The organism is Nitrosomonas sp. Nm166, from assembly GCF_900112825.1.
GTDB lineage: Bacteria > Pseudomonadota > Gammaproteobacteria > Burkholderiales > Nitrosomonadaceae > Nitrosomonas.
On sequence record NZ_FONE01000096.1, the window covers coordinates 1 to 2,838 of the forward strand.

Genomic DNA, 2,838 nt, shown 5'->3' on the forward strand with positions numbered 1-2,838 from the left:
TTTTGAGTCCGAAAAGGTGTTGTTTAAAATAATTTTATGAGAACATGTTAAGAGAAAGATAAATTCTGCCGCATGCCCTGATATTTAATGATTGGAAACTTTTGAGAATCCCAGGTTGATGAAACATCAATTTATAGAAGTCATATTTAGTCGCATCAATTCGTATATCATTCACCCAGCGATCTGTTTTTTACCGTTAAGCCGATGGCGGCTTTTCACCTCAATCGCTGGATGTCTGTTTCTTTCCAGTTGCCCTGCCCTGGCAGTCGACTTTACCAAGACAATAAAACCTTACTTTAATTACGGAGTTACCGCTGACGATAACATGTTGCGCATACGCGACCGTTTTGATCCTCAGAATATTGAGAATGCGCGCATCCGCGATATCATTTCCCAGGGAAAGCTTGCGGATATTTCCCAGCGTTTCACAGGCGGGGTGTTGCTTGAAAAAGAAATCAGTCGACAACGACTTACTGCCGACTTGAGTTGGACCTACAATAAATTCGAGAGATTCCATGAAATCAATAATGATCTGAAAAACTTCCGCGGTAACTGGAACTGGTTCCTGGGCAACAGGCTGGAAGGTAATATGGGAGCAAGTTATGTTCAATCATTGATGCCATTTGTCTTTCAGCCAGGCATCAAAACGATACGCACTGAGCAAACGCAATTCATTAATGCAGCCTGGCGCTTTCATCCCAGCTGGAGCTTGAATGGCGAATATACCCGTTATGACCTGAATACCGATAGCTCTTTGCAGAGATTGCGTTTCTTGAGTCGTACTGAAGACCGGTTTGAAGCCGGGATCGATTATATAACGTCAGGTAAGAATACGGTGGGTGTGCTGTTTCGCAATATACTCGGCGATTTTACGGCACTTGTCCCCTTGCCGGATGGCTCATTTGCAGATAACGGCTATGATCAGAAAGAGGTGCTGACTAAAATCCTCTGGGCAATGTCTGCAAAGTCCCGCTTTTTCTGGACCGGGGGATGGGTGGAACGCAAAAATAAAAGCTTTCCGGAGCGTGATTTCAGCGGATTTAACGCCCGCTTGATTTATAATTGGCAGCCTACCGACAAAATTGGATTGACGATTAATGGCTGGCGCCAGACGACATCTCCACAGAATCTGACCGCCAGCTTTAGCCTTAACACCGGTGTGAGCGTTATTCCATCCTGGGATATCACAGAAAAGATCAGGCTTGAAGGGGAATTTTCCTATGAGACGCGTAAATTTAACCGCTTTGCCATTTTTACCGATCCGGTATTAACGCTCGGCAGGGATAATACTTTCCGCAACGCTACCTTAAGACTTATCTATAATCCTTCTCTTGGCTTACAGCTTAGCACGGCCATCTATCATTCGGATCTCCGTACAGATGCTCCTCTGGGCGGATTTAATGCCAATGGGGTAACCGCTAATTTACAGTATGTGTATGGAAAACGATGACAACGAATGATTTGCCTATCGTAGCCTTCTTCAAGCATTTGCTTGATCCTTTTATCATATGGAGTATGTTGATACTGACAACGTGGCTATATGATGAGGATTTTACCAGTTACTATTTAGTATTAGTCATTATTACTTTTTTCATTTCCTCATACATTTATGAGCGAACGCTCATTTACCGTAATTGGCGCAAAGGCAGGCTGCTTGCTCATATACGCGATACCATCATGGGTTGGCTGCTGATTGTAGCCATTCTGGTATTTCTAGGATATGCCACCAAGTTCTACCATCAATTCTCTGAGCAGGTATTGATGACCTGGTTTATTGTCACGCCCTTGATATTGATTGCCAGCCATATTACGGCACGAAGCATGATCACTCATCTGTACAGCAAGGGCCACTTGCGGCCAACTATCGTGATCGGAGCCAATGAAACCAGTCTGGAATTTATCAAACATATTGAAGAGATTCCATTTCTGCTCATTAATTATCATGGTTTCTTCGATGAGCGCGACAGTTCCCGCATGTCTGATGGAGATGGTGATCGCTTTGGATCCCATTTGGGGGGATTGGCTGATGTGGTTCCTTACATTCATAAGCATAATATCGAGATGGTCTTCATCAGCTTACCAATGTCTTCGCAGCCCCGGATCCAGAAATTGATGGATGAGCTGCCAGATACCACCGCTTCCATTTATTTCCTTCCAGACATTTATATCTTCGATTTGATGCAGGCTCGTTTTGAGTACATTGGTGATGTGCCGGTGGTGGCGATGAACGAATCGCCATTTGTCGGTATCGATGGCGTGGTCAAAAATACCAGTGATTTTGTGATCGCCTTAATCACGCTGATTTTGCTCTCCCCTCTGATGCTATGTATCGCCTTAGCAGTAAAACTCACCTCACCAGGGCCGGTTATCTTCAAACAGCGCCGCTATGGTCTCAATGGTGAAGAGATCATCGTGTATAAATTTCGTTCGATGACGGTCAGTGAGGATGGGGCGGATATTGTGCAAGCCAAAAAGAACGATCAACGGGTCACCAGAATCGGCGCCTTTTTGCGGCGCACTTCGCTCGATGAACTGCCTCAGTTCGTGAATGTATTACAGGGGCGCATGAGTATTGTCGGCCCACGCCCGCATGCCGTGGCTCACAACGAACTCTACCGCAAACTGATCAAAGGCTATATGCTGCGTCATAAAGCCAGGCCAGGCATTACCGGGTGGGCTCAGGTCAATGGCTGGCGCGGCGAAACTGAAGTGCTCGAAAAAATGAAAGCTCGTATCGAACACGATTTGTACTACCTCAAAAACTGGTCCATCTGGCTCGACCTCTGGATCATCCTCCGTACCGTCTGGATCGTACTCCGTAGAGATAATGCTTATTGA

General features: G+C 45.5%; 2 protein-coding genes. Both read left to right on the forward strand.

Annotation, left to right across the window (positions count from 1 at the left end):
- The first annotated feature begins 118 nt into the window (after nucleotides 1-118).
- Entirely contained in the window at nucleotides 119-1,450 is a 1,332-nt protein-coding gene (epsL, locus tag BM021_RS14755; RefSeq protein WP_090721735.1) for an XrtB/PEP-CTERM-associated polysaccharide biosynthesis outer membrane protein EpsL, read from the forward strand.
- Entirely contained in the window at nucleotides 1,447-2,838 is a 1,392-nt protein-coding gene (locus tag BM021_RS14760) for an undecaprenyl-phosphate glucose phosphotransferase (RefSeq protein WP_090721736.1), read from the forward strand. Before epsL ends, BM021_RS14760 begins: the two co-directional genes overlap by 4 nt.

Bases quoted from the DNA above. Each gene is read 5' to 3' on its own strand.
- BM021_RS14760 (WP_090721736.1), top strand. From the start codon at position 1,447: ATGACAACGAATGATTTGCCTATCGTAGCCTTCTTCAAGCATTTGCTT.
- epsL (WP_090721735.1), top strand. From the start codon at position 119: ATGAAACATCAATTTATAGAAGTCATATTTAGTCGCATCAATTCGTAT.